This is a genomic window from Crenalkalicoccus roseus (assembly GCF_004761865.1).
GTDB lineage: Bacteria > Pseudomonadota > Alphaproteobacteria > Acetobacterales > Acetobacteraceae > Crenalkalicoccus > Crenalkalicoccus roseus.
In genome coordinates this window covers 128924-147217 of sequence record NZ_SJDM01000003.1, presented here as the reverse complement: position 1 = coordinate 147217, position 18294 = coordinate 128924, and the positions used below count along the sequence as shown (strand labels likewise).

The following is an 18294-nucleotide window of genomic DNA, read 5'->3' as shown; positions in this document are numbered from 1 at the left end:
CAGTGCTTCCAGCGTCGGGTGCGCTTGGATGGGATGTTTGGCACCGCGCCTTGGGCCTGGATCTGCGCGCGGATGGCATCGGTGTCGTAGGCCCGGTTCGCCATGACCGGGCATCGGGCGGCAGATGCGGCGTGGCCCTGCCCCGCATGCAAGGGGCCGGAGCCGTCTCCACGATCGCGGCCGAGGGGACACGGCGACGGCGCCTGATCCGCGGCGGCGGACCCGTCCGGAGCGGATCGTGCCGCGGCGCGCTCCCGGGCGGGGGCCGCGCGCCCGCCGTGGAGGATGCGCCGCGCTTCGGCCTCAGCCGGCGAAGGGGTCGCGCAGGGTGATGGTGTCGTCGCGCTCCGGGCTGGTGGAGAGCAGCACCACCGGCGCCTCCACCAGCTCCTCGATGCGGCGGACGTATTTCACCGCTGCCGCCGGCAGGTCGGCGTAGCTGCGCGCCCCGCGGGTGGAGCCCGACCAGCCCTCCATCGTCTCGTAGATCGGCTCGGCGGCGGCCTGGGCGCCGGGAGCCGAGGGCAGGCGGCGGACCACCTCGCCCCGGATGCGGTAGCCGACGCAGAGCTTCAGCTCGGCCATCCCGTCCAGCACGTCGAGCTTGGTCAGGGCGAGGCCCTGGATGCCGCCGATCTTCACCGCCTGGCGCACCATGCAGGCGTCGAACCAGCCGCAGCGGCGGCGCCTGCCGGTGACGGTGCCGAATTCGTGCCCGCGGTCGCCGAGGCCGCGGCCGATCTCGTCATGCAGCTCGGTCGGGAAGGGCCCGCTGCCGACCCGCGTGGTGTAGGCCTTGGCGATGCCGAGCACCATGCCGATCGCGTCCGGCCCGATCCCCGCCCCCGCCGCGGCGTTGCCGGCCACCGTGTTGCTGCTGGTGACGTAGGGGTAGGTGCCGTGATCGACGTCCAGCATCACCGCCTGCGCACCCTCGAACAGCACGCGCGCGCCGCTGTGCCGCGCCTCGTCCAGCCGCTCCCACACCGCCTCCATGAAGGGCAGCAGGCGCGGCGCCCAGCCGAGAAGCTGCGCCAGCAGCGCGTCCTTGCCGAACTCCTCGGCGCCGAGGCCGCGCAGCAGCGTGTTGTGGTGCAGCAGCAGCTCGTCGAGCTTGCGGGAGAGCGTCTCCGGCTCCGCGAGGTCGCAGAGCCGGATCGCGCGGCGCGCCACCTTGTCCTCGTAGGCAGGCCCGATGCCGCGCCCGGTGGTGCCGATCCGCGCCTCGCCCCGCGCCGCTTCGCGCGCCCTATCCAGCGCCGGGTGCAGCGGCAGGATCAGCGGCGTGTTCTCGGCGATGCGCAGGTTCTCGGGCGTCACCTTCAGCCCCTGCGCCGAGACCTTTCCGATCTCGTCGAGCAGCGCTTGCGGGTCGAGCACCACGCCGTTGCCGATGATGCCGAGCTTGCCGCGCACCACGCCCGAGGGCAGCAGGGAGAGCTTGTAGGTCTGGTTCCCCACCACCAGGGTGTGCCCGGCATTGTGCCCGCCCTGGAAGCGCACCACGATGTCGGCGCGGCTGGCCAGCCAGTCCACCACCTTGCCCTTGCCCTCGTCGCCCCACTGGGCGCCGATCACGGCGACATTGGCCATTGGCTCAGCCTTCCCTGGTCAGCGGGACGGGCCTGCCGTCCCGCAGGATGTGCGTGCAGCGCAGCCGCTCCGGCGTGTCCGCCTCGGCCAGCGCGGCGACGGTGGCGAAGCCCTGCGCGCGCAGGGCGCGGGCCGCGGCGGGGTCGGCGCCGCGCGGCAGGAACAGGCGCGGCCGCGGCGGCGCCACGGGGGCGGCGCGCAGCACCGCGTCCGGATAGAGCGTCATCCCCGTGGCCGGTTCGTCGTTCAGCGACATGTAGCGCCCGCCCCGCGCTAGCTCGCCGCTGCCGCCCGGACCGTAGAGGGTGAAGGCGACGCCCACGTGGTAGCGGAAGCCGCGGAACTCCACCGGGTCGAGGGTGATGCGCAGCGCGGGCGCCCGGGCGCGGATGGCGGCGATGACGGCGGCGGCGTTGTCGGCGATGGCGCGCGCCGGCGGCGGCAATTCGGCCGCGGCGAGGGCGGCGAGCGCCCCCTCGGCCGGCCCGGCCGCCTCGAGCAGCGCCGGCAGGGCGGCGAGCGCCTCCGCCTCGGCGGCCAGCGCCGCCACCGCCGCGGCGTCCTTGCGGTCGAGCGCGCGGGCCAGGCGCTGGCGCAGCCCCGGCGCCACCCCGGCCGCGTCGAGGAGGGCGAGCGCCATGGTGGGCAGCGTCACGTCCAGGCTGGGGCCGGTGACGCCGACCCGCTCCAGAGCCTCCACCGCCACCAGTGCCACCTCGGAATCCGCCTCCGGCTCCTCGCCGCCGATCAGCTCCACCCCGGCCTGGGGAAGCTGGCGCTCGGGCGCGAGCTGGGTGCCGCGCACCCGCAGCACCTGGCCGGCGTAGCAGAGGCGGAGCGGCCGCGCCTCCAGCCCGAGGCGCGTCGCGGCAATGCGGGCCACCTGCGGCGTCATGTCGGCGCGCAGCCCCATCATGCGCTGGCTGACCGGGTCCATCAGGCGGAAGGTCTGCTCGGCCACGGCGGCGCCGGAGCCGGCGAGCAGGCTGTCCTCGAACTCCAGCAGCGGCGGCTTCACCCGCTCGTAGCCGTGCCCGGCGAAGACCTCCATCATCGCCTCGACCAGCGCGGCCTCGCGCTCGGCCTCGGGCGGCAGCAGGTCCATCAGCCCGGCGGGCAGCAGGGCGGGGTTGGGCGCGTCGTCGGTCATGCGGGCGGGAGGTGTGGCAGGGGGTGGGGCGCCCCGCAAGGGCCGCCCCCGTGGGGCGGTCGGTCAGGCCGCCGCCCGGCCCCGGCGGCGATTCAGCCGGCCGAGATCGGCCAGGCGGCGGTCGAGGAAGGCCATCGCGCCCGCGATGTCCGGATCGTCGTCGCGCATCCAGTAGGCCAGGGTCGCGGCGTAGATCCCAGCCAGGGTCGCCCGCCGCGTGTACCAGGAGAAGTCGGCGGAGGTATCCCCGGCCGCGTGCCACATGGAATCGGCGGCCCGGGCCGCGGCGCGCAGCGCCGCCCCCGTGTTCCAAGGCAGGGCCAGGATCGCCATCGCCCGACGCAGTGCCCGCTTGTGCGGGGCGAGCGCCCGCAGCCGCAGCTCGACCACCCGGCGGATGCGGGCCGGAATGCGCAGCCCGGCGAGGCCCTCGGCTGCCGCCGCCTGCTCCATCTCGCGGTTGAGAAGATCGAACCAGGCCTCGATGGCGCCGACCGGGCCGGTCGGGAAGTGGCTCTCGGCCAGCGCCGGATCCTCGCCGGCGGCCCGTGCCCCGGCGCGGAGGGCGGCCCAGGTCCAGCCCTGCTCCGCGGCGAGGGGGAGCATGGCGCGCACGATACGGTCGCGGATGTCGCTGCGCTCGATCATCGAGCCGCCTCCTGCTGGGCCGGCGCCTCGGCCGCGGCGCGGGCCAGTTCCTCAGTGAAGCCGAACAGGGACAGGTCCTCCATGCGCATCGGGTAGAGGATGCCGTCCAGGTGGTCGGTCTCGTGCTGCATGACCCGCGCGAGCAGCCCCTCGGCCTCTCCCTGCACCGGCCGCCCCTCCGCGTCCAGACCGCGCCAGAGGATGCGGCGGGCGCGGGGGACGCAGCCGCGCAGGCCGGGGATGGAGAGGCAGCCCTCCCAGGCGCTCTCCCGCTCCTCGCCGAGCGGCTCGATCTCGGGGTTCATCAGGATGAAGGCGCCGGGGCCGCTGCGGCAGACGAACAGCCGCAGCGGCACGTGCACCTGCGGCGCGGCGAGGCCGAGCCCGCCCGCATCCAGCATGGTCTCGATCATGTCGCCGATGAGCCGGCGGATGTCCGGCGCGGTGGGGTCGGGGACCGCCTCCGCCTCCCGCAGCAGCACGGGGTGGCCCATGCGGGCGATCTTCAGGATGGCCATGGCGTCCTCAATCCCTCGGGGCGGTGCCTGGGGAGGTAGGCAGGCCGGGGCGGGAGCGGGAGGGCTTCCGGCAGGGGGTCCGGCTGTGATATGAGCCTTGCCTCCGCGCTGCGTGGGGACGGCGCGCGCGGCCCCGGGGGACGGGGCCGCGCGGGAACCGTCCGCCCGGCGCGGCGATTCGTTTGTGCTTCCACAGCCCATAGGAGGTTGAGCCGCGTGCAAGTCGTCGTCCGTGACAACAACATCGACCAGGCGCTAAAGGCGCTCAAGAAGAAGCTGCAGCGGGAGGGCGTCTTCCGCGAGATGAAGCTGCGCCGCCACTACGAGAAGCCGTCCGAGCGCCGGGCCCGCGAGGCCGCCGAGGCCGTCCGCCGCGCCCGCAAGATCGAGCGCAAGCGGCTGGAGCGCGAGGGCTTCTGACCAGACGATCCGCCGCCGGGCGGATCTCCCGGAAGCAGGGATCTGGGCAACCGCGGCGTGGGGCGACCCACGGGCCGCGGTTCGGTGTGCCGGGAGGGCGCCTCAGCCTCCCTGCCGGCCCCGCTCCATCGCGGCGAGGATCATCCGCCGCGCCTCCTCCGCATCCCCCCAGCCGATCGTCTTCACCCACTTGCCCTTCTCCAGATCCTTGTAGTGCTCGAAGAAGTGCTGGATCTGCTCCAGCGTGATCGGCGGCAGGTGGGTGTAGTTCGTCACGTGCTCGTAGCGCCGGGTCAGCTTGGGCACCGGAACGGCGATGATCTTCTCGTCGGTGCCCTTGTCGTCCTCCATCTTGAAGACGCCGACCGGCCGGACGTTGATCACCGCCCCCGGCACGATCGGACGGGTATTGGCGATCAGCACGTCGATCGGGTCGCCGTCCTCGGAGAGGGTGTGCGGCACGAAGCCGTAATTCCCCGGATACCGCATCGGCGTGTAGAGGAAGCGGTCCACGAACAGCGTGCCGGCGGCCTTGTCCATTTCGTACTTGATGGGCTCGCCCCCGATCGGGACCTCCACCACCACGTTGATGTCCTCGGGCGGGTTGTTGCCGATGGGGATGGCGTCGAGGCGCATGGCCTGGGCTCTCCGCTGCTTGCCGCCACGCCGGCGGCCGACCGAATGGTGCGGGGGCACGCCCCCTGCCGCCCCTAGTAGCGCCTGAGCCGCGGAGGCGGAATCGCCGAAGCGGCGAGGCAGGCGCCCGAAGAGGGCCGGAAGCATGCTCCGCCAAGCTGGATCACGCTGTAGCACCTCGCGGCCGGCGCGCGGAGAAGCCGCACCGGCAAAGTGATCGGCCGTCGCCGGAGCCGGATGGAAGGGCAGGGCCGCCCGCCCTCCCCCGCGGGGCGCTCAGCAGGCGAGGTAGCCGCCGTCCACGTGCAGCTCGGCCCCCGTGATGTAGGAGGATTCGTCGGAGGCGAGGAACAGCACCGCCCGCGCCACCTCCTCCGCCTCGCCGGCGCGGCCGAGCGGCACATGCTCCAGCATTTTGGCGCGCACCGCGGGGTCGGCGGTGGCGCCCGAGGTGCGCATGGGCGGCATCAGGCCGGGATGCACGGAGTTCACCCGGATGCCCGCCTCCCCTTCCTGCACCGCGACCGACTTGGTCAGGATGCGCACCGCGCCCTTGGAGGCGTTGTAGGCGCAGTGGATCCGCTTCTGCCCGACATTGCCGGAGATGGAGGAGAGATTGACGATGCTGCCGCCGCCCGTGCGGCGCATCGCCGCGACGCCGTGCTTGACGCCGAGGAACACGCCCCGCGCGTTCACCGCCATGATGCGGTCCCACAGCGCGGTGTCGTAGAGGTCGTTGGTGGCGCTGCCGGAGATGCCGGCGTTGTTCACCAGCACGTCGAGCCGCCCCCACTCCGCCAGCAGCGCGGCGATGGCGGCCTCCCACTGGCCTTCATCGGCCACGTCGAGGCGCTGGAAGCGGGCGGTGCCGCCGGCGCCGGCGATCTCCCTGGCCACCGCCCTCCCCTCCTCCTCCAGCAGGTCGGCGACCATCACCCGCGCCCCCTCGCGGGCGAAGAGGCGTGCGGTGGCGGCGCCCATGCCCGAGGCGGCGCCGGTGACGAGGGCAACCTTGTCCCGCAGGCGCATCGCGCTTCCTCCCTTGCTCCGTCGCGAGGGAAAGGTTCGCGCCGGGAGGCGGCGATGGCAAGCGCCGGCGGCTCAGACGTGGAAGCTCTCGCCGCAGCCGCAGCGGCCCTTCTCGTTCGGGTTGGTGAAGGTGAAGCCGGCGGAGAGGGTCTTCTGCTCGTAATCCATGACGGTGCCGATCAGGAACAGGCTGGCCTTGCGGTCCACCAGCACGGTCACCCCCTTGTCGGTGACGCGCTCATCGGTCGGCGCCGGCGCGTCCGCCCAGGAGAGGTCGTAGGAAAGGCCGGAACAGCCCTTGGTCCTCACCCCGATGCGCAGCAGCTTGCCCTGCTCGCCCCGGGCGTAGAGGGCGCGCAGGCGCTCGGCCGCGGCATCGGTCAGGCGCATCAGTGGCGGCAGTTCGCGCTTCGGGCGGGGGGCGGTGTCGGTCTGGCTGCTCATGTGGCGTGTTCCGGGCGTCCCATCAGTACATGTTCAGCGCCAGGCGCGCATCCTCGCTCATGCGGCTCGGATCCCAGGGCGGGTCCCACACCACCTCGACCTTCACGTCGGTGACACCGGGGACGAGGCGCACCGCCTCCTCCACCTGGCCCGGCAGATCCTGCGCCGCCGGGCAGGAGGGGGTGGTGAGCGTCATCTCCACCTTCACCGCGCCGTCGTCGGCGATCTCCACGGCGTAGATCAGGCCGAGCTCGTAGATGTCCACCGGGATCTCCGGGTCGTACACCGTCTTGAGCACGCCGATGATCGCCTCCTCGCTCACCGCGGGCGCGGGCGGCGGCGTCTCGCCCTCCGGCGTCCAGGCGCCGTGGACGGCGGGCGGCGGCGTGGTCACGCTGTCCTCACTCACTGCTCGCCTCCTTGTTCCCCTCCAGCGCAGCATTCAGCGTGTGCCAGGCGAGTGTGGCGCACTTCACCCGGCTCGGGAATTCGTGCACGCCCGCGAGCGGCTGCAGCCGCTCCATCTCCTCGGCGAGGTCGCCGCAATCGGGGCAGGCGCCGGTCATCGCCAGCTCGCGGAACCGGGCGCCGAGCGCCTTCGCCTGCTCGGCGGACTTGCCCTTCACCGTCTCCGTCATCAGCGAGGCGCTGGCCATGGAGATGGCGCAGCCCCGCCCCTGGAAGGCAGCGTCGGCGATGCGGCCATCGGGCGTCATCTTCAGCCAGAGGTCCATCCGGTCGCCGCAGAGCGGGTTGTCGCCCCGGGCGGACAGGTCGGCATCCTCGAGCCGGCGGAAATTCCGCGGCTTGCGGCCGTGGTCGAGGATGATCTCCTGGTAGAGATCGCGCAGGTCGTCGAACATCAGCCGAAGAACTCCCGGGCCTTGACCAGCGCCTCGGCCAGGAAGTCCACCTCCTCCTCCGTGGTGTAGAGGCCGAAGCTGGCGCGGCAGGTGCCGCCCTCCAGCCCGAAGCGCGCATGCAGCGGCTCGGCGCAGTGCCGCCCCGCGCGCACCGCGATGCCGGCGCGGTCGAGCAGGGTGGACAGGTCGTGCGGATGCGCATTGTCGAGGGCGAAGCTGAACACCCCGCCGCGGTCCTGCGCCCGGCCGAGCAGCCGCAGCCCCTCGATGCCGGAGAGGCGCCGCATGGCGCGGTCCACCAGCGCCCGCTCATGCGCCTCGATGGCGGGCCAGCCGAGGGCGGTGACGTAGTCCACCGCCGCGTGCAGCCCTACCGCCTCGACGATCGCCGGCGTCCCCGCCTCGAACTTCGCCGGCGGCGGCGCCCATTCGCTGCGCTCCAGCGTCACCGAGGCGATCATGTCGCCGCCGCCGAGGAAGGGCGGCATGCGGTCGAGATGCTCGAGCCGCGCCCAGAGCACGCCGATGCCCGTCGGGCCGTACAGCTTGTGCCCGGTGAAGCAGTAGAAGTCGGCGCCGATCGCCTGCACGTCCACCCGCCGGTGCACCGCGGCCTGGGAGCCGTCGAGCAGCACCTTCGCGCCCGCCGCATGGGCCATCGCGACAATGCGCTCCGCCGGCGTGACCGTGCCGAGCACGTTCGACATATGGGTAACGGCGACCAGCCCCACCTTGCCGTCCGCCAGCTTGGCGGCGAGATCCTCGAGGTCGAGCTCCCCGTCATCGGTCACCCGGCAGACGCGCAGCGCGATGCCCCGCCCGTCGTCGCGCAGCATCTGCCACGGCACGAGGTTGGCGTGGTGCTCCATCTCGCTGACCAGCACCGCCTGGCCGGGCCGCATCACGCCGCGCCCCCAGGCATGGGCGACCAGGTTGATCGCCTCGGTGCTGTTGCGGGTGAACACCACCTCGCGCGGGTCGGCGGCGTTGAGGAAGCGCGCCACCGCGCCGCGCGCCGCCTCGTAGGCCTCGGTCGCCGCCTCGCTCAGGAAGTAAGCGCCGCGGTGGACGTTGGCGTAGCGCTCCTCCATGCAGCGCACCATCGCCTCGATCACCTGGCGCGGCTTCTGCGCCGAGGCGCCGCTGTCGAGGAACACCAGCTTCCTTCCGCGCACGGTTTGGGCCAGGATCGGGAAGTCCCGCCGCAGCCGCTCGACATCGAGGCGCGGGGCGGAGGAGGCGGGGCCGTCGGTCATGACGCTGCGGCCTCCCGCGCCCACCAGCCGCGCACCGCCTCCTGCAGCGTGCCGCGCGCGGTCTCGTCGGTGACGCCCTCCACCGCCTCGACCAGGAAGGCCTCGATCAGCAGAGAGCGGGCCTCCGCCTCCGGCACGCCGCGGGTGCGGAGGTAGAAGAGCTGGTCGTGGTCGAGCTCCCCCACCGTGGCGCCGTGGCTGCACTTCACGTCGTCGGCGTAGATCTCGAGCTGCGGCTTGCTGTCCATCTCCGCCTCCGGGGAGAGCAGCAGCGCCTGGTTCATCTGGTAGCCGTCGGTCTTCTGCGCCGCCTGGCGGACCAGGATCTTGCCCTGGAACACCCCGCGCGAGCGCCCGGCCAGCACCGTCTTGTAGGTCTGGCGGCTGACGCAGTTGGGCGCGGCGTGGTCGAGGAAGGTGGTGGTGTCGGCGTGCTGCCCTCCGGCCAGGAGCTGCGCCCCGTTCATGTGGCAGGCGGCACCCGGGCCGGTGAGCGCGACGTGGATCTCGTTGCGCACCAGCCGCGCGCCGGCGTTCAGGGTGAAGTTGTCGTAGGTGCCGCCGGCGGCGACGCGCGCCTGCACCGTGGAGAGCTGGAAGCCCTGCCGCCCTTCCTGCTGCAGGCGCGCATGGACGAGGGTGGCGCCCTCCGCCACCTCGATCTCGTAGACCGGGTTGTGCAGGTAGCGCGCGCCGGCGCTGCCCGCCGCGGTCTCGATCACCGTCAGCCGCGCGCCGCGGCCCAGCCGGATCAGGTGGCGCGGATGGAAGGCAGCGGGGCGGCCGCTGTCGGTCGCCACCGAGACGAGTTCCAGCACCCCGGCATCCGTGCCCTCCGGCACCCAGGCGAGCAGCCCGTCCTCGAACAGCATGGTGTTGAGCGCCACCAGCGGCAGCTCCTCGGGCGACGCCAGCGCGCCGATGCGCCCCTCGAGGCGGGGAAGCGCCTGTGCCAGCGAGCCGGCCTCGAGGGCGGCGCCGTCCAGGCCGGAAAGGTCGGGACGGAAGCGGCCGTCCACGAACACCGCGCGCGCCCCGCCGCGCGGACGCGGCAGCGGCGGCGCGGTGTCGAGGGCGGTCAGCGGCTCCTCGAAGCCGGCATCGGCGAGCGGGCGAAGGTCGGTGTACTTCCACGCCTCCACCCGCCGCGTCGGCAGGCCCTGGGCGCGGAACGCCTCCGCCCCCCGCGCGCGCAGCGCCGAGAGCCAGGGCAGGCGGTGGCCGGGCAGGCGCCCGGCGAGTCCCTCGTAGCGGTGCAGGAACCCCGCCGCGCCGGAGGGTCGCGTCTCCGGGATCGCGGTCATGCCGCCGCCTGCACCGAGCCGTAGCCGGCCCGCTCCAGCTCCTGCGCCAGCTCCGGACCGCCCGAGCGGGCGATGCGCCCGCCGAGCAGCACATGCACGCGGTCCGGCACGATGTAGTTCAGCAGCCTCTGGTAGTGGGTGATCACCAGGGCGGAGAAGCCGGGGCCGCGCAGGGCGTTGACGCCATCGGCGACGATCCTGAGCGCGTCGATGTCGAGACCGCTGTCGGTCTCGTCCAGCACGGCGAACCTAGGCTGCAGCAGCGCCATCTGCAGCACCTCGTTGCGCTTCTTCTCGCCGCCGGAGAAGCCGACGTTCACGCCACGCTTCAGCATGTCCTCCGGCATGTGCAGCGCCCGCATCCGCTCGCGCGCGAGCTTCAGGAACTGCATCGCGTCGAGCTCCGGCTCCCCGCGCGTGCGCCGCAGCGCGTTCAGCGCGGTGCGCAGGAACAGCGCGTTGCCCACCCCCGGAAGCTCGACCGGATACTGGAAGGCGAGGAACATGCCGAGCGCCGCGCGCTCCTCCGGCTCCAGCGCCAGCACGTCCTGGCCGTCGAAGGTGACGCTGCCGCCCGTCACCTCGTAGCCCTCGCGGCCGGCCAGCACGTAGGCCAGCGTGGACTTTCCCGAACCGTTCGGCCCCATGATGGCGTGGACCTCGCCGGCCGGCACCTCGAGATCCACCCCGCGCAGGATGGGCTTGCCCTCGACCTCGGCGGTCAGGCCCTCGATCTTCAGCGTCATCGTCCTCAGTTCCTCAACCCACCGAGCCTTCCAGGCTGATCTGCAGCAGCTTCTGCGCCTCCACCGCGAACTCCATCGGCAGCTCCTTCAGCACCTCGCGGCAGAACCCGTTGACGATGAGCCCGACCGCGTCCTCCTCCGACAGGCCGCGGGAACGGCAGTAGAAGAGCTGATCCTCGGCGATGCGGCTCGTCGTCGCCTCGTGCTCGACCTTGGCGGTCATGCAGCGGTTCTCGATGTAGGGCACGGTGTGCGCCCCGCAGCGGTCGCCGATCAGCAGGCTGTCGCACTGGGTGAAGTTGCGCGCGCCCGCCGCGGTCGGCGCCACCCGCACCAGGCCGCGATAGGTGTTCTGCCCCTGTCCCGCGGAGATGCCCTTGGAGACGATGGTCGAGCTGGTGCGCTTGCCGACATGGATCATCTTGGTGCCCGTGTCGGCCTGCTGGAAGTTGTTGGTGATGGCGACCGAGTAGAACTCGCCCACCGAATCGTCGCCCAGCAGCACGCAGGACGGGTACTTCCAGGTGATGGCGGAGCCGGTCTCCACCTGCGTCCAGCTCACCTTGGAGCGGCGGCCGCGGCAGTGGGCACGCTTGGTGACGAAGTTGTAGATGCCGCCCCGCCCCTGCTCGTCGCCCGGATACCAGTTCTGCACCGTCGAGTACTTGATGGTGGCGTCGTCGAGCGCGATCAGCTCCACCACCGCGGCGTGGAGCTGGTTCTCGTCGCGCATCGGCGCGGTGCAGCCCTCGAGGTAGGAGACGTAGCTGCCCTCGTCGGCGATGATCAGGGTGCGCTCGAACTGCCCGGTGCTCTTCGCATTGATGCGGAAGTAGGTGGACAGCTCCATCGGGCAGCGCACGCCCTTCGGGATGTAGACGAAGCTGCCGTCCGTGAACACGGCGCTGTTCAGCGCGGCGTAGAAATTGTCGCCCTGCGGCACCACGGTGCCGAGATACTGCCGCACCAGCTCGGGATGGGTCTGCACCGCCTCCGAGATCGAGCAGAAGATGATGCCTTCCTTCGCCAGCCGCTCCTTGAAGGTGGTGGCGACCGAGACGCTGTCGAACACTGCGTCCACCGCGACCGGCATGCGGCCGCTGTCCGCCGGCGCCTCGCCCGCGCCCTCGACGCCGGCGAGGATCGCCTGCTCCTTCAGCGGAATGCCGAGCTTCTCGTAGGTGCGCAGCAGCTCGGGGTCCACCTCGTCGAGCGACTTCGGCCTCGCCTTCTGCTTCGGCGCGGCGAAGTAGTAGGCGTCCTGATAGTCGATGGGCGGGAACTTCACCGCGGCCCAGCGCGGCTCCTCCATCCTCTGCCAGAGGGCGAAGGCCTTCAGCCGCCACTCCAGCAGCCATTCCGGCTCGTTCTTCTTGCGCGAGATGAAGCGGACGATGTCCTCGTTCAGCCCCTTGGGGGCGAACTCCATCTCGATGTCCGTCTCGAAGCCCCACTTGTAGCCGGTGGCGGTGACGGACTGGACGGTTTCGAGCGTTTCGGTGACGGCTGGCATGCGATGTCCTACTCGGCGGCAAGATGCGCGGCGGGAAGGGCGGCGGACGCCTTCTCCTGCGACGGGGCGAGATCGGCAATGGTGATCCCGGAAAGCGCCTGGCGGATGGCGCGGTTTACCGGGTCCCAGCGCCCGCGGACGGGGCAGATCCCCTCCGCCTCGCACAGGCCGCTGCCGCCGTCCACGCAGGCGGTCAGCGCGATCGGCCCGTCGAAGGCGACGATCACCTCGGAGAGCGGCACCGCCGCCAGCGGCCGGGTCAGCCGGTAGCCGCCGCGGGCCCCGCGCACTCCCTCGACCAGCCCGGCCTGCCCCAGGATCTTCAGAACCTTGGCCACCGTCGGCTCGGCGATACCGGTGGTGGTGGCGAGGCCGGGGGCGGTCTGCACCCGCCCCCCGGGGCCGGCCCCCTCCTGCGCCAGCCGGGCGAGCACCACCACGGCGTAGTCGGTCAGCTTGGAAAGCCTCAGCACGGCCCCTTCCTCCTCGTCCGTGAAATAGGACCATTGAGGTCCGCTTTCCAGCCCCCGGGGGCTCCGGGGCGCACCGGCCCGGCTTCACGCGCCGCGGCGCTGCCGCTACCAATGCGGAGCCGCACAATGGAGAGAGGAGCGTCAGATGGGCATGCTGGATGGGAAGGTCGCCGTCGTCACCGGCTCGGGCGGCGGTATCGGCCGGGAGATCGCGATCCACATGGCGCAGGCCGGCGCCAAGGTCGTCATCAACGACGTCGGCGCCTCGCTGAGCGGGGAGGGCCAGTCGGCCACGCCGGCGCAGCAGACCAAGCAGATCATCGAGCAGCGCGGCGGCCAGGCCGCCATCAGCACCGACAGCGTCGCCTCCTGGGAGAGCGCCGGCAAGATCATCCAGTGCGCGCTGGACAATTTCGGCCGCATAGACATCGTGGTGAACAACGCCGGCATCCTGCGCGACCAGATCTTCCACCGCATGACGCCGGAGGAGTGGGACGCGGTCATCGCCGTGCACCTCAACGGCTCCTTCTACGTCTCCCGCCATGCGGCGACGCATTTCCGCAAGCAGGAGAGCGGCGCCTACGTCCACATCACCTCGACCTCCGGCCTGATCGGCAATTTCGGCCAGGCGAACTACTCGGCGGCCAAGCTCGGCATCGTGGCGCTGTCGAAGTCGATCGCGCTCGACATGAAGCGCTACAACGTGCGCTCCAACTGCATCGCGCCCTTCGCCTGGAGCCGCATGACCTCCTCCATCCCGGCCGAGACGCCGGAGCAGAAGGCGCGGGTCGAGAAGATCATGAAGATGGGGCCGGAGAAGAACGCCCCGCTCGCCGTCTTCCTCGCCTCCGACGCGGCGAAGGAGGTGACGGGGCAGGTCTTCGGCCCGCGCATGAACGAGATCTTCCTGTTCAGCCAGAGCCGCCCCATCCGCTCCATCCACCGCAGCGAGGGCTGGACGCCGGAAGCGATCGCCGAGCACGCCCTGCCCGCGCTCAGGACCTTCTTCGTCCCGCTCGAGCGCTCGGGCGACGTGTTCTCCTGGGATCCGCTCTGATCCGCCGGGGAGCCGGGCCGGTCCCGCCCGGCCTGCGATCGCCCCGGCCGCATGCCGCCGGGGCGTGAGGCGCCGGCCCGGAGAAGGAACCGGCCCTCCTCATTCCTGCGCGGAGGAACGGAAGGTGATGGCATCGCGGCGCCTGCACGAGGCCCTGTTCCGGCCGCGGCGCATCGCCCTTATCGGCGCCTCCGCCGACCGCACGCGGCTTACCGCCCGCGTCCAGCTCTACCTGCGCAAGCACGGCTTCGCCGGCGACATCCTGCCCGTCCACCCGCGCGAGCGGATGGTGCTGGGCGAGCAGGCGTACCCGACCGTCGCCGACATCCCCGGCCCGGTGGATTTCGCCTACATCCTGCTGAACACGGCGCAGGTGGAGGGCGTGGTGGGGGCGGTGGCGGAGAAGGGCATCCCCGTCGCCTGCGTCCTCGCCGACGGCTTCGCCGAGGCGGGGCCGGAGGGCCTCGCGCGGCAGGAGCGGCTGCTCGCCGCGGCGCGCGCGGCGGGGCTGCGCCTCCTCGGCCCCAACTCCATGGGCGTGGTGAACCTCAACGCCCGCATCGCCTGCTCGGTGAACGCGGCGCTGGAGGCGGATGCGCTGCCCGCGGGCCGCATCGCGCTGGTCTCGCAATCCGGCTCCATGATGGGCGCCATCCTGTCGCGCGGCGCGGCGCGCGGGATCGGCTTCTCGCATCTGGTCGGCACCGGCAACGAGGCCGACCTGACCGCGGGCGAGATCGCCGGGCTGCTGGTGGACGACCCGGAGGTGGACGCCATCCTGCTGTTCCTGGAGGCGATCCGCGCGCCGGAGCAGTTCGCCGCCCTCGCCCGGCGCGCGCACGCGGCCGGCAAGCCGGTCATCGCCTACAAGCTCGGCCGCAGCCGCTTCGGCGCCGAGCTCGCCACCAGCCACACCGGCGCGCTGGCCGGCTCCGACGCCGCGGCCGAGGCCTTCTTCCGCGCCCACGGCATCGCCCGTGTCACCACGCTCGAGGGGCTGCTGGAGCTGCCCGCCCTGCTCGCCGGCCGCCGCCCCATGGCGCGCCCGCACCGCGCCGTCGGCGTGATGACGACGACGGGCGGCGGCGGCGCCATGGCGGTGGACTGCCTCGGCGTCGCCGGCATCGAGGCGCGCGCGCCGGACGCGGCCGCCTCCGCCGCGCTGGAGGAGGCGGGCTTCCCCCACCACGGGCGGCTGCTGGACGTGACGCTGGCCGGCACTAGGCCGGACCGCGTCGCCGCGGCGCTGAACGCGCTGCAGCGGGCGGCGGACACCGACCTCGCCCTCTCTGTCATCGGCTCCTCGGCGCAGTTCCGGCCGCAGGATTCGGTCGCCGGCATCCTGCGCGCGCGCGACGCCGGCCTGCCCAAGCCGATTGCCGCCTTCCTGGTGCCGGAGGCGCCGCACTCCCTGCGCCTGCTGGCCGAGGCGGGCATCGCCGCCTTCCGCACCCCGGAATCCGCCGCCGACTGCATCCGCGCCTGGTGCGACTGGCGCGCGCCCCGCGCGGCGCCGGAGGCGCCCGCCATCGCGCACACCCTGCCGGAGCGGCCGGACGAGGCCGATGCGCGCCGCCTCTTCGCCGCGCTCGGCCTCGCCAGCCCCTTCGCCGTGCTGCGCGCGCCGGAGGGCCGGCCGCCGGAGGGCTTCGCCTTTCCCGTCGCGCTGAAGATCCTCTCGCCCGACCTCGCCCACAAGACGGAGCTCGGCGGCGTACGCCTCGACATTGCCGATGCCGCCGCGCTGAAGCAGGAGGCGGCGGCGATGCGCTACCGCGTCGCCCGCATGGCGCCCGGGGCGCGGCTCACCGGCTTCCTCGTGCAGCCCATGGCGAAGGGGCTGGGCGAGGCGATCCTCGGCTTCCGCCGCGATCCGGAGGTGGGGCCGGTGGTGATGCTCGGCACCGGCGGCGTGACGGCGGAGCTGTTCCGCGACGTGACGCTGCGCCTCGCGCCCGTCTCCGAGGAGGAGGCGCGGGAGATGATCGCGGAGGTGAAGGGGCTGCGCCCGCTCGGGGGCTGGCGTGGCCTGCCCCGCGGCGACCTCGCCGCGCTGGCCCGCGCCGTGGCCGCGCTCTCCCGCCTCGCCGCGCGCGAGGACATCGCGGAGGCCGAGATCAACCCGCTGATCATCGGGCCGGAGGGCGAGGGCGTAACCGTCGCCGATGCCTGGGTGGTGCGGCGGTAATCGCGCCACCGCCCCTTCCCCGCGCCCCCATGCGGTGCGACCATCGCCCCATGTCGCCCGACGAGATGATCCGCGCCCGCTACGGCTTGGGGCCCGAGGCGCCGCTCCCCTTCGTGCCGCCGGAGGCGGTGCCGCCCGCCCTCGCCGCCATCCTCGACCGGCGCGTGACCCGCCGCTACCGCGCCGAGGCGGTGCCGGAGGGGCTGCTCGGCACGCTGCTCGCCGCCGCGCAATCGGCGCCGAGCAAGTCGGACCTGCAGCAGTACTCGATCATCGTCGTCCAGGACGCAGCGAAGATCGCGGCGATCGCCGAGTGGATCGGCACCATGCCCTGGATCAGGCAGGCGCCCGTGTTCCTGCTGTTCTGCGGCGACATCCGCCGCGGCCGCCGCCTGTGCGAGATCCATGGCCGCGAGCACGCCAACGACAATGTGGACACCTTCCTCAACGCCACGGCGGATGCGGCGCTCGCCATGGCCTATCTGATGGCGGCGGCGGACGCCGCCGGGCTCGGCACCTGCCCCATCTCCTACGTGCGCAACCATGTGGAGCGGATCGGGCCGATGCTCGGCCTGCCGAAGGGCGTCTTTCCGGTGGCGGGGCTGACCCTCGGCTGGCCGGAGGGGCCGCGCACCTGGCTCTCCCCGCGCCTGCCGCAGCACCTCGTGGTGCACCGGGAGCGCTACGACGACAGCGGGCTGGAGGCGGCGCTGCCCGCCTACGACGCCGCACGCCCGCCGGCCAAGCCGCGCTACCCGGAGATTCTCGGCCCCAGGCCGGAGGGCTGCGGCTGGAGCGAGAACGCCGCCCGCCAGCTCTCCGTGCCGGAGCGCTTCGGGCTGCGCACCTGGCTGCGGCAGAGGGGGCTCGCGCTTGACTGAGCACACCCCCGCCCGCGAGCTGCCGACCGACGACAACCCCGGCGGCCTCGAGGAGGCGAAGCCCGCCCCCGCCCGCCCCGTCCGCCCCCGCCACGCCGCCAGCCTGATCCTCTGGCGCCAGGGGCGGCAGGGCGCCGAGGTGCTGATGGGGCTGCGCCATGCGCGCCACCGCTTCATGCCGAACGTGCTGGTCTTCCCCGGCGGCAGGGTGGACCGCGCCGACCACCGCGCAAAGACGCTGAGCGAGCTGCTCCCCCTCACCCGCGCCTGCCTGGAGCGGCAGGCGCCGCCCTCCCTTGCCCGGGCCCTCGGCGTCGCCGCCGCGCGGGAGCTGCAGGAGGAGACCGGCCTCGTCCTCGGCCGCATGGAGGGGCACCGCCTGCTGCCGGAGCTCTCGGCGCTCGACTATCTCTGCCGCGCGGTGACGCCACCCAACCGCTTCATGCGCTTCAACGCCCGCTTTCTGATCGCGCCCGCCGAAGCGGCGCGGGGCGCGATCCGCGGCTCGGGCGAGCTTGAGGAGCTGCGCTTCTTCACGCTGGAGGAGGCGTTCCGCCACAAGGTGGCCAGCATCACCGCCAAGGTGCTGCACGAATTCCGCGACTGGCTGGCGATGACGCCGGAGCAGCGGGCGGCGCGCTCGCTCATCTGCTTCCGCGGCATGGACCAGCGCATGCCCGAGCGGTGAAGCCGGGTCATGCCCGCCGCCAGACCTCCCCCTCCCGCGTCACCGCGCCCTCCGCCTCCAGCTTGATCAGGTGCGCGAGCAGGCTGCGGCTCGCGGCCTTCACCAGGCGCGGGTCCAGCGGGCCATAGACCGGCGGCACCAGCGCCTCCGCCGTCGCCGCGCCCTGCGCGGCCAGCGCCTCCAGCACCAGCCGCTCACGCTCCAGCCGGTGCGCGGCGAGCGCGGCGAGGAAGGGCCCGGGCCTCGGCAGGGGCGGACCGTGGCCGGGCAGGTAGAGGCGGTCCCCCTCCCGCGCCCGCAGCCGCGCGAGGCTCGCCATGTAGGCGGCCATGTCGCCGTCGGGCGGGCTGACCACGCTGGTGGACCAGCTCATCACCATGTCGGCGCTGAACAGGGCCCCGCTGCCCTCCAGGGCGAAGCAGAGGTGGTTGGCGCAGTGCCCCGGCGTGTGCAGCGCGACGAGGCGCCAGTCCTCGCCCTCCACCGCCGCGCCGTCGGCCAGCGTCACATCGGGGCGGAAGGCGTGGTCGCCCCCCTCCCCGCCCTCCCCTGGCGGCGTCCGGTGCGGGCCGAAGCCGTAGGTGGGCGCGCCGGTCGCCGCCTGCAGGGCGCGGGCGCCGGGGGAATGGTCGCGATGGGTGTGGGAGACGAGGATGTGCGTGATCTCCTCTCCCTTCAGCGCGCCGAGGATGGCGGCGAGATGCACCGCGTCCTCCGGCCCGGGGTCGAGCACCGCCACCCGGCCACGGCCGATGATCCAGGTGTTGGTGCCGCGGAAGGTGAAGGCGGAGGGATTGTCGCAGAGGATGCGCCGCACGCCCGGCGCCGTTTCCTCCACCTCGCCGGGCCGCAGCGGATCGTCCTTCAGGAACGGGATGCCCATGCTC

20 protein-coding genes and 1 pseudogene are annotated in these 18294 nt (G+C 73.0%); 5 read left to right on the top strand and 16 right to left on the bottom strand.

Annotated features, from left to right (window positions below; all coding sequences use genetic code 11):
• The 5 genes and pseudogenes from ET526_RS22595 to def form a co-directional block, all read right to left on the bottom strand.
• A pseudogene (locus ET526_RS22595) lies at positions 1-107 on the bottom strand (IS5/IS1182 family transposase); the annotation flags it as partial.
• 196 nt (positions 108-303) lie between these two features.
• On the bottom strand, positions 304-1593 hold the full coding sequence (locus ET526_RS04575) for an adenylosuccinate synthase (RefSeq protein WP_135466491.1): 1290 nt from the start codon (positions 1591-1593) through the stop codon (positions 304-306).
• 4 nt (positions 1594-1597) lie between these two features.
• The gene (locus ET526_RS04570) at positions 1598-2743 is read right to left on the bottom strand and encodes an ATP phosphoribosyltransferase regulatory subunit (protein ID WP_135466490.1); all 1146 of its coding nucleotides are present in this window, start codon (positions 2741-2743) and stop codon (positions 1598-1600) included.
• A 63-nt stretch (positions 2744-2806) separates the two neighbouring features.
• The gene (locus tag ET526_RS04565; RefSeq protein ID WP_135466489.1) at positions 2807-3391 is read right to left on the bottom strand and encodes a COQ9 family protein; all 585 of its coding nucleotides are present in this window, start codon (positions 3389-3391) and stop codon (positions 2807-2809) included.
• A complete protein-coding gene (gene def / locus ET526_RS04560) occupies positions 3388-3909 on the bottom strand; it encodes a peptide deformylase (protein WP_135466488.1) in 522 nt (173 codons plus the stop codon). Before def ends, ET526_RS04565 begins: the two co-directional genes overlap by 4 nt.
• A gap of 216 nt (positions 3910-4125) precedes the next feature.
• Between def and rpsU the strand changes: the two genes are divergently transcribed.
• Positions 4126-4329 carry a 30S ribosomal protein S21 gene (gene rpsU / locus ET526_RS04555; protein ID WP_135466487.1) on the top strand — a complete coding sequence of 68 codons (204 nt, stop codon included), beginning with the start codon at positions 4126-4128 and terminating at the stop codon, positions 4327-4329.
• 102 nt (positions 4330-4431) lie between these two features.
• Here the strand turns inward: rpsU and ppa are convergent, their stop codons facing one another.
• The 10 genes from ppa to ET526_RS04505 all read right to left on the bottom strand — a co-directional run bounded on the left by ppa (position 4432) and on the right by ET526_RS04505 (position 12593).
• Positions 4432-4965 (bottom strand): inorganic diphosphatase, encoded by a 534-nt coding sequence (ppa, locus tag ET526_RS04550; RefSeq protein ID WP_135466486.1) that lies wholly within the window; start codon positions 4963-4965, stop codon positions 4432-4434.
• Positions 4966-5241: 276 nt separating this feature from the next.
• Positions 5242-5994 carry an SDR family NAD(P)-dependent oxidoreductase gene (locus ET526_RS04545; protein WP_135466485.1) on the bottom strand — a complete coding sequence of 251 codons (753 nt, stop codon included), beginning with the start codon at positions 5992-5994 and terminating at the stop codon, positions 5242-5244.
• A 72-nt stretch (positions 5995-6066) separates the two neighbouring features.
• Positions 6067-6438, bottom strand: a complete 372-nt coding sequence (locus ET526_RS04540) for a HesB/IscA family protein (protein ID WP_135466484.1) — start codon at positions 6436-6438, stop codon at positions 6067-6069.
• 22 nt (positions 6439-6460) lie between these two features.
• A complete protein-coding gene (locus ET526_RS04535; protein ID WP_240048251.1) occupies positions 6461-6847 on the bottom strand; it encodes an SUF system Fe-S cluster assembly protein in 387 nt (128 codons plus the stop codon).
• The gene (gene sufU, locus ET526_RS04530) at positions 6840-7301 is read right to left on the bottom strand and encodes a Fe-S cluster assembly sulfur transfer protein SufU (RefSeq protein ID WP_135466482.1); all 462 of its coding nucleotides are present in this window, start codon (positions 7299-7301) and stop codon (positions 6840-6842) included. The genes ET526_RS04535 and sufU overlap by 8 nt, the downstream gene beginning before the upstream one ends.
• Positions 7301-8557 carry an aminotransferase class V-fold PLP-dependent enzyme gene (locus ET526_RS04525; RefSeq protein ID WP_135466481.1) on the bottom strand — a complete coding sequence of 419 codons (1257 nt, stop codon included), beginning with the start codon at positions 8555-8557 and terminating at the stop codon, positions 7301-7303. Before ET526_RS04525 ends, sufU begins: the two co-directional genes overlap by 1 nt.
• On the bottom strand, positions 8554-9861 hold the full coding sequence (gene sufD / locus ET526_RS04520) for a Fe-S cluster assembly protein SufD (protein WP_135466480.1): 1308 nt from the start codon (positions 9859-9861) through the stop codon (positions 8554-8556). The genes ET526_RS04525 and sufD overlap by 4 nt, the downstream gene beginning before the upstream one ends.
• On the bottom strand, positions 9858-10607 hold the full coding sequence (gene sufC / locus ET526_RS04515) for a Fe-S cluster assembly ATPase SufC (protein ID WP_135466479.1): 750 nt from the start codon (positions 10605-10607) through the stop codon (positions 9858-9860). Before sufC ends, sufD begins: the two co-directional genes overlap by 4 nt.
• A gap of 13 nt (positions 10608-10620) precedes the next feature.
• Positions 10621-12120, bottom strand: coding sequence for a Fe-S cluster assembly protein SufB (gene sufB, locus ET526_RS04510; RefSeq protein WP_135466478.1), 1500 nt, complete (start codon positions 12118-12120; stop codon positions 10621-10623).
• Between the two features lie 8 nt (positions 12121-12128).
• On the bottom strand, positions 12129-12593 hold the full coding sequence (locus tag ET526_RS04505) for an SUF system Fe-S cluster assembly regulator (RefSeq protein WP_135466477.1): 465 nt from the start codon (positions 12591-12593) through the stop codon (positions 12129-12131).
• 145 nt (positions 12594-12738) lie between these two features.
• Here ET526_RS04505 and ET526_RS04500 point away from each other — a divergent pair, with 145 nt between their 5' ends.
• The 4 genes from ET526_RS04500 (at position 12739) to ET526_RS04485 (ending at position 17407) form a co-directional block, all read left to right on the top strand.
• Positions 12739-13650, top strand: coding sequence for an SDR family NAD(P)-dependent oxidoreductase (locus tag ET526_RS04500; RefSeq protein WP_135466476.1), 912 nt, complete (start codon positions 12739-12741; stop codon positions 13648-13650).
• Between the two features lie 127 nt (positions 13651-13777).
• Entirely contained in the window at positions 13778-15838 is a 2061-nt protein-coding gene (locus ET526_RS04495) for an acetate--CoA ligase family protein (RefSeq protein ID WP_135466475.1), read from the top strand.
• Between the two features lie 50 nt (positions 15839-15888).
• The gene (locus ET526_RS04490; RefSeq protein ID WP_158295491.1) at positions 15889-16719 is read left to right on the top strand and encodes a nitroreductase family protein; all 831 of its coding nucleotides are present in this window, start codon (positions 15889-15891) and stop codon (positions 16717-16719) included.
• Positions 16712-17407 (top strand): NUDIX hydrolase, encoded by a 696-nt coding sequence (locus ET526_RS04485; RefSeq protein ID WP_240048250.1) that lies wholly within the window; start codon positions 16712-16714, stop codon positions 17405-17407. The genes ET526_RS04490 and ET526_RS04485 overlap by 8 nt, the downstream gene beginning before the upstream one ends.
• Before the next feature lie 7 nt (positions 17408-17414).
• On the opposite strand, the gene ET526_RS04480 is transcribed toward ET526_RS04485, so the two are convergent.
• The gene (locus tag ET526_RS04480) at positions 17415-18290 is read right to left on the bottom strand and encodes an MBL fold metallo-hydrolase (protein ID WP_135466473.1); all 876 of its coding nucleotides are present in this window, start codon (positions 18288-18290) and stop codon (positions 17415-17417) included.
• Positions 18291-18294: the final 4 nt, after the last annotated feature.